This is a genomic window from Acidithiobacillus sp. TH-A36 (assembly GCF_057473445.1).
The window spans coordinates 1-6,196 of the sequence record NZ_JBYCKP010000326.1 but is presented as its reverse complement, the minus strand read 5'-3'; the positions used below and the strand labels follow the sequence as shown (position 1 = coordinate 6,196).

Below are 6,196 nucleotides of genomic sequence, written 5' to 3'. Positions count from 1 at the left end.
ATGGTTCTGGGATTTCAGGGTTATTACGCGCTGGTGCGCTTTGGGGCCACTTCGGCTTTGGGAACGCTGATTGCCCTGTCGTTGCTGCGCGAGCTGGGGCCGGTGCTGACCGCCTTGTTATTTGCCGGGCGTGCGGGCTCTGCATTGACCGCAGAAATCAGCTCCATGAAAGCCACCGAGCAGTTGAGTGCCATGGAAATGATGGCGGTGAATCCCCTGGCCTGGGTGGTGGCTCCCCGTCTCTGGGCGGGGATCATCTCGGTGCCCATACTCTGCGCGATTTTCGATCTGGTCGGAATTTTTGGCGGATATCTGATTTCCGTGCCGGTATTGGGTGTGGATGGTGGGACTTTCTGGGCGCAGATGCAGTCTAACGTGACCTTTTCAGGAGATATACTGACGGGCTTGTTCAAGGCACTGTGTTTTGGTGTGGTGGTGACCTGGATTGCCGCCTGGAAAGGATATACGGCGCGGCCGACGGCGGAAGGGGTAGGTAATGCCACGACGCTGAGTGTGGTGACAGCCTCGCTGACCGTATTGGGTCTTGATTTTATTCTTACAGCTTTGCTATTCAGCTGAGGGCAGGAAGCACATGGAAACTCGGGCAATAGATTGGTGGGTCGGCATATTCGTACTGCTGGGCATTGCAGCGTTGGTGGTGCTGGCATTACGGGTAGGGAATCTTTCCGGCTTTGCCTATGATAGTGGTTATGTGCTGCATGCCGATTTTACCAATGTCGGCAGTCTCAAGACTCGCAGCCCGGTTAAAATTGGTGGCGTCACTATTGGTGAAGTTACCCATATTGGTATGAATCCGAAAACCTATATGGCCAATGTGACCATGCGTATCGAACCGTCCATCAAGCTGCCGATTGATACGGGAGCCTCGATTTATACTCAGGGGCTGCTGGGAGAACAGTATATTGCCATTCAGCCGGGTGGCATGCCGCAGAACCTCAAGCCCGGTGCGACCATTACCATGACCCAGGGTGCAGTCAATATCGATCAGATGATTGGTCAGATGGTGTTCAGCAAGGCTGCAGGAAGTAGCAAGTCTTCAGGAAGTCAATAAGGAGAAATTTTGATGCGTCAGATCACCTGGATTGCGCTGTTATGTTTGATTTTCGCCTGGACTGTGCCGGCCAGTGCTACGGATGCCCCCAACGCCCAGGGCGCCGTCACCGTTGTCCATGAACTCACCAATAATGTGTTGAAGGTGCTGCGTGCCAACAAGGGTAAACCCATCACTCCGGTCGTCAAAAAGCAGGTAGCTGATATTGTGTTGCCGCATATGGACTTCACTACCATGTCCCAATATGTCATGGCGCAATACTGGCGGCAGATGAATCCTGCGCAGCAGAAAGAGTTTGTAGTCCTTTTCAAGGATCTGCTGGTGCGTACCTACAGTAATGCGCTGAATCATTATCAAGGTCAGACGGTAAAAATCACGGGTAGCCAGCAGGTTTCCCAGGACCCGCCCGTAGCCCAGGTCAACATGGTTATTCGCCAAGCCGATGGTGGTCCGGATATTCCGGTCATTTATGCCCTGCTCTACACCGATCATACCTGGCGGATATATAACACCTACATCGATGGTGTGAGTATGGTTCTGAATTATCGACAGAGTTTCGGGCAGATAGCTTCCAGTCGAGGAATCCCCGCCTTGCTCCAGCAAATGACCGAGAAAGATGCGACTGAAAAAAGCTCCGGGAAGCAGTCCGCTTGAGTCTGGGAGCCAGCTGGCAGCGCCGTGAAGTCGATGGGCAGTCCCAGCTTTTCCTGCTGGGCGACTGGCGGGTTGCGTATCTGGATGGCTTGCTCAAAGGCTTTGACTGGAGCAGGGAAAGTCAGGGCTGTACGGTGATTGCCCTGAATGAGCTTGAGGCCGGAGACAGTGCCACCCTGGCCCTGCTCATGGAATGGACCCAGGTCCAGACGTCCAGAGGGATGACCTTGCAAATTCGCGGGATGGCGCAGCCCTTGCGCGAACTGGTGGCGCTTTATCGTTTACAGGACATGCTGCACATTGGACCATGACTGATAGCCCGGCCATTCACATTCAGGGTTTACGTAAAGCCTATCAGAGCGGACATCTGGCGCTGGCGGGTGTGGATCTGGATATTCACGCCGGTGAGTTTTTCGGTTTGCTGGGCCCTAATGGTGCGGGTAAGTCATCTCTCATCAATATTCTTGCGGGCGTGGTCCGCCGCTCCAGTGGTGTGGCAGAAATTTTCGGGTTCGATGTCGAAAGAGATTTTCGTCGAACCCGGCAATTGCTGGGAGTAGTTCCTCAGGAGCTGGCGTATGATCCCTTTTTTACCGTGCGTGAATTTTTGCGCATGCAATCCGGTTATTTTGGCCTGCGCCATAATGATGACTGGATTGATGAACTCATGGCAGAACTGGATCTGGCAGACAAGGCCAATGCCAATCTGCGAAATTTATCTGGAGGCATGAAACGGCGGGTGCTGATTGCCCAGGCACTGGTACATCGGCCACCGGTAGTGGTACTGGACGAACCGACTGCAGGCGTGGATGTGGAGTTGCGCCAGGGACTCTGGCAGTTCATACGGCGCTACAATGCCGAAGGCCGAACGGTCATTTTGACCACCCATTATCTGGAAGAAGCTGAGGAGTTGTGCGAACGGATTGCCATCCTGCAGCATGGAAAAATTGTCGCCCTCGACAGAAAAGAGAACTTGTTGAGTGCGGCAAGCTGGCGAATCCTGAAAGTGACTTTTGATCATGACCCGGGAGAACTGGGTCCAGCGCTGGAGGATTTGCTGACTGGGGCCAGTGAAAATATCCGGGTATTCCGCATTGATGCTCAGCGCAATCCTCTGGGTGCAGTCCTCGCCCAGTTGCAGCAGTTGCCTGCGCAAATTCTCGATCTGCATTTGCAGGAACCACGTCTGGAGGATGCCTTTACTGACATCCTTGGACAGATGCGCTGAAAGGCTCTGCTTCAGTGCGCCTGGATCTGTTCCTGAAAATGTCGCGCCTCATCAAGCGCCGCAGTCTGGCCAAGGAAATCTGTGATGCGGGTTGTGTGCAGATCAATGGTCGGACTGCCAAGGCCGGAGCAGAAGTAAAACAGGGAGATGTGTTGACCGTGGATATTCGTGACCGTTTGCTGCGGGCACGGATATTGTGCTTGCCTCAGCGTGTGGAAGGACCAGAGGGCATCGTTGAAATGCTGCCAGAGGAATCCGGGTGATGAATACATTGCCGCGTTTGTTGGTGACTGTTGGCGAACCTGCCGGAATTGGTCCGGATATTTGTCTGCAGTTGGCTACTCATCCCCTGCCTGCAGCCGTCATTCTGCTGGGGGATCTGCATTGCCTGCGCAGCCGGGCGACGATATTGGGGTTGCCCGTGCGTCTGGAGTCCTGGCAGGAAGGGGATCCGTGGCCTGAGCCCGAGCCCGGTGTTTTGTGCGTGCTGGATATTCCCCTGCTGCACAGTTGCCGGCCGGGACATCTGGATCCTGCCAATGCTCCGGCGGTGTTGCGCAGTCTGGACAAGGCCCTGGATTTGCTGCGCGTGGGGCTGGCGGACGCTATGGTCACTGCTCCTGTGCACAAGGGCATCATCAATGACGCAGGTATTTCCTTTACGGGACATACCGAATACCTCGCTGGATCCTGCGGGCAAAGCGAGGTGGTGATGCTCCTGGCCGGACGCGGGTTGCGGGTTGCTCTGGCCACCACCCATCTGCCTTTGGCCGCAGTGCCAAGCGCCATTACCCAGGGTGGTCTGGAACGGACCCTGCGGATTCTGCAGGCTTCCCTGATTCAGGATTTTGCTCTGGCTGCGCCCCGTATCATGATCGCGGGTTTAAACCCGCACGCCGGTGAGGGTGGGCATCTGGGGCACGAAGAAACTGACATCATTATCCCGGTTATTCATGCTCTGCAACAGGAGGGTATGCGGGTTTCTGGCCCCTGGCCGGCAGATACCCTGTTCACGCCCCGCTTGCTGGAGGACGCCGACGCAGTTCTGGCCATGTATCATGATCAGGGGTTGCCGGTGCTGAAATATCATGCGTTTGGTGAGGCCGTGAATATTACCCTGGGTTTACCTGTTGTGCGCACCAGTGTGGATCATGGCACGGCCCTGGATGTGGCGGGCACGGGGCGGGCGCAAGGAGAAAGTCTCCTCCATGCACTTGATGTTGCAACAGAAATTGTCCGTAACCGGCATATGAACCTGCTCTGATGGAGAAGCTGGTTCAGGTCGAGAGCGACAGTCGCTCAGCCTATCCGGCTGCGCCCTTCGGGCACTTGAGCCAGCAGGAACTCCATCTGATCGGCGAGAATACGGCGATTGCTGAGCAACAGATATTCCGCCCAGGTCGGCGTAAAAGGTACCGCCAGCAAGGGCATGTGCGCCTCGTCCGGAGTTCGATCGTCCTTACGGCTGTTACAACTGCGGCAGGCGGTCACCACATTCGTCCAGATATCCCGGCCCTTGCGAGAAATGGGAATAATATGGTCACGGGTCAATTCGCGCACCGGATAATGTTTGCCACAGTACATGCAGAGATGATGATCGCGGTGGAACAGGGTTTGATTAGTCAGGGCGGGAGGCCTGATTTTGCCAAGATGCCGACCGCGCACGGCAATGACCGGATGAATATCGAGCTGGGAATGGATGCCACTGCGCCGGCATACTCCACCGTGAGCAGTGAAAAAAGGATTCCCGAGGGTCCAGGCCACATTACCCCGGACATAATGGGCGGCGGCTTCTTCCCAGGTTTCCCAGGCCATGGGACGACCACCGACGTCAAGACGAAGCACGAGGTGCATGGACTTTCCGTTTCGCATCGCCTGCTAGAGGCGTCACCCAAATATAGCATGAAGCGAGGTTGAGAATGCAAGTGGGGGCCTTGCCGGCAGCCAAAAAACGTTTTGGACAGAATTTTCTGGTGCAACCCTATATTGTGGAGCGCATCATGGATGCCATTCGCCCGGATCGGCAGGACGTTCTGCTGGAAATCGGGCCGGGGCCTGGAGCGTTGACCCAAAAGCTGCTCCAGGTTCTGGATCATCTGACCGTGATTGAGCTGGATCGGGACATGATACCCGGCCTTGAAGCGCTGGCGGCCCCCGGGCAAATGACGATCCTGCAGGCCGATGCCCTGAAGGTGGATTTTGCGCGTCTGGGTGACAGCGACAAGTCGCTGCGGGTGGTGGGTAATCTTCCCTACAACGTCGCGACCCCCATTATTTTTCATATTCTGGAGTCGGTAGAGCGGGTTCAGGACATGCACTTCATGTTGCAAAAGGAGGTCGTCGAACGCATGGTGGCGGCCCCCGGGAGCAAAACCTATGGACGACTATCGGTGATGATTCAGGCCTGGTGTGAAGTGGAGTCCCTCTTCACGGTGGGTCCCGGGAATTTTTTTCCGGCGCCCAAGGTGGATTCAGCCTTCATGCGTTTGCTACCCTGTAAGCCGGTTTTGCTGACCGATGGTCTGCGCCCGGCTTTTGCCCGGATTGTCACCAGCAGTTTTGCGCAGCGCCGCAAGACCATCGCCAATAATTTACGCGGCATTTTCAGTGCGGAGCAGTTGCAGAGCTTGGACATTGATCCGTCCTGTCGTGCAGAAACACTGGATCAGGCTGCCTTTTTTCGCCTCGCCGAGGCTTTTTCTGAACAAGGATCCCAACAATGAATCATGTGGAAGTGGTTGAAAAACTGTTTATAGAACTGGACTGGGAAGCCAAAATGCTTCCGGATTATCCGGTCATGACCTGTGCACTGCAGGTACCCAATGGCACCCTGGATATTTTCTGTCATGTTCATGCAGATCGTGAGCGCATCCTGTTTTATTTGCGTCCACAGAATCTGGATATTACGGCGAACAAGCGGTTGGCGGTGGCCGAATTTGTGACCCGTGCCAACTATGGCCTGTCTCTGGGTAATTTCGAGCTGGATATGGAAGATGGTGAAATCAATTTCAAGACGATTTTGCAGGCACCGGCAGCTGTATTATCCACGGCCTTGTTGCGTCCCTACCTGTTGTTGGGTGTGGAAACCATAAACCATTACCTGCCCGGGTTGGACAAGGTGCTGGCCGGTCATGAAACTCCCGCTGCAGCCATCAAGGCGCTGGAGACTGGGACAGCGGTGCATTAGTTGCTGCACCGATGATGCCGTTGCCAATCAGCAAAGGGGTGATGCCCATACCACG

The 6,196-nt window shown here is 55.2% G+C and carries 10 protein-coding genes; 9 read left to right on the top strand and 1 reads right to left on the bottom strand.

What is annotated here, in order from left to right; genetic code table 11:
• The 7 genes from mlaE to pdxA form a co-directional block, all read left to right on the top strand.
• Window positions 1-579, top strand: a 579-nt coding sequence (gene mlaE, locus AC2VLY_RS08775; RefSeq protein ID WP_486922117.1) for a lipid asymmetry maintenance ABC transporter permease subunit MlaE, incomplete at its 5' end; no start/stop codon positions are given.
• A gap of 13 nt (window positions 580-592) precedes the next feature.
• Complete coding sequence (gene mlaD, locus AC2VLY_RS08770; protein WP_075322054.1) at window positions 593-1,072, top strand: outer membrane lipid asymmetry maintenance protein MlaD; 480 nt, start codon at window positions 593-595, stop codon at window positions 1,070-1,072.
• A gap of 12 nt (window positions 1,073-1,084) precedes the next feature.
• Entirely contained in the window at window positions 1,085-1,726 is a 642-nt protein-coding gene (locus tag AC2VLY_RS08765; protein ID WP_486892173.1) for an MlaC/ttg2D family ABC transporter substrate-binding protein, read from the top strand.
• The gene (locus AC2VLY_RS08760) at window positions 1,723-2,037 is read left to right on the top strand and encodes an STAS domain-containing protein (protein ID WP_300250012.1); all 315 of its coding nucleotides are present in this window, start codon (window positions 1,723-1,725) and stop codon (window positions 2,035-2,037) included. Before AC2VLY_RS08765 ends, AC2VLY_RS08760 begins: the two co-directional genes overlap by 4 nt.
• The gene (locus AC2VLY_RS08755; protein ID WP_193651218.1) at window positions 2,034-2,954 is read left to right on the top strand and encodes an ABC transporter ATP-binding protein; all 921 of its coding nucleotides are present in this window, start codon (window positions 2,034-2,036) and stop codon (window positions 2,952-2,954) included. Before AC2VLY_RS08760 ends, AC2VLY_RS08755 begins: the two co-directional genes overlap by 4 nt.
• 14 nt (window positions 2,955-2,968) lie before the next feature.
• Complete coding sequence (locus AC2VLY_RS08750) at window positions 2,969-3,217, top strand: RNA-binding S4 domain-containing protein (RefSeq protein ID WP_300250017.1); 249 nt, start codon at window positions 2,969-2,971, stop codon at window positions 3,215-3,217.
• Window positions 3,217-4,218 carry a 4-hydroxythreonine-4-phosphate dehydrogenase PdxA gene (pdxA, locus tag AC2VLY_RS08745; protein WP_486922116.1) on the top strand — a complete coding sequence of 334 codons (1,002 nt, stop codon included), beginning with the start codon at window positions 3,217-3,219 and terminating at the stop codon, window positions 4,216-4,218. The genes AC2VLY_RS08750 and pdxA overlap by 1 nt, the downstream gene beginning before the upstream one ends.
• 35 nt (window positions 4,219-4,253) lie before the next feature.
• Here the strand turns inward: pdxA and AC2VLY_RS08740 are convergent, their stop codons facing one another.
• Window positions 4,254-4,808, bottom strand: coding sequence for an HNH endonuclease (locus AC2VLY_RS08740; protein ID WP_193651221.1), 555 nt, complete (start codon window positions 4,806-4,808; stop codon window positions 4,254-4,256).
• A 65-nt stretch (window positions 4,809-4,873) separates the two neighbouring features.
• Here AC2VLY_RS08740 and rsmA point away from each other — a divergent pair, with 65 nt between their 5' ends.
• Window positions 4,874-5,677 (top strand): 16S rRNA (adenine(1518)-N(6)/adenine(1519)-N(6))-dimethyltransferase RsmA, encoded by an 804-nt coding sequence (gene rsmA, locus AC2VLY_RS08735; protein WP_193651275.1) that lies wholly within the window; start codon window positions 4,874-4,876, stop codon window positions 5,675-5,677.
• A complete protein-coding gene (locus AC2VLY_RS08730; protein ID WP_486891679.1) occupies window positions 5,674-6,141 on the top strand; it encodes a YbjN domain-containing protein in 468 nt (155 codons plus the stop codon). Before rsmA ends, AC2VLY_RS08730 begins: the two co-directional genes overlap by 4 nt.
• Window positions 6,142-6,196 lie beyond the last annotated feature (55 nt).

What these genes read in the sequence shown, in the direction of transcription:
- AC2VLY_RS08740 (WP_193651221.1), bottom strand. Translation starts at nt 4,808, where the DNA reads ATGCACCTCGTGCTTCGTCTTGACGTCGGTGGTCGTCCCATGGCCTGG.
- mlaD (WP_075322054.1), top strand. Translation starts at nt 593, where the DNA reads ATGGAAACTCGGGCAATAGATTGGTGGGTCGGCATATTCGTACTGCTG.
- pdxA (WP_486922116.1), top strand. Translation starts at nt 3,217, where the DNA reads ATGAATACATTGCCGCGTTTGTTGGTGACTGTTGGCGAACCTGCCGGA.
- AC2VLY_RS08730 (WP_486891679.1), top strand. Translation starts at nt 5,674, where the DNA reads ATGAATCATGTGGAAGTGGTTGAAAAACTGTTTATAGAACTGGACTGG.
- AC2VLY_RS08755 (WP_193651218.1), top strand. Translation starts at nt 2,034, where the DNA reads ATGACTGATAGCCCGGCCATTCACATTCAGGGTTTACGTAAAGCCTAT.
- AC2VLY_RS08765 (WP_486892173.1), top strand. Translation starts at nt 1,085, where the DNA reads ATGCGTCAGATCACCTGGATTGCGCTGTTATGTTTGATTTTCGCCTGG.
- rsmA (WP_193651275.1), top strand. Translation starts at nt 4,874, where the DNA reads ATGCAAGTGGGGGCCTTGCCGGCAGCCAAAAAACGTTTTGGACAGAAT.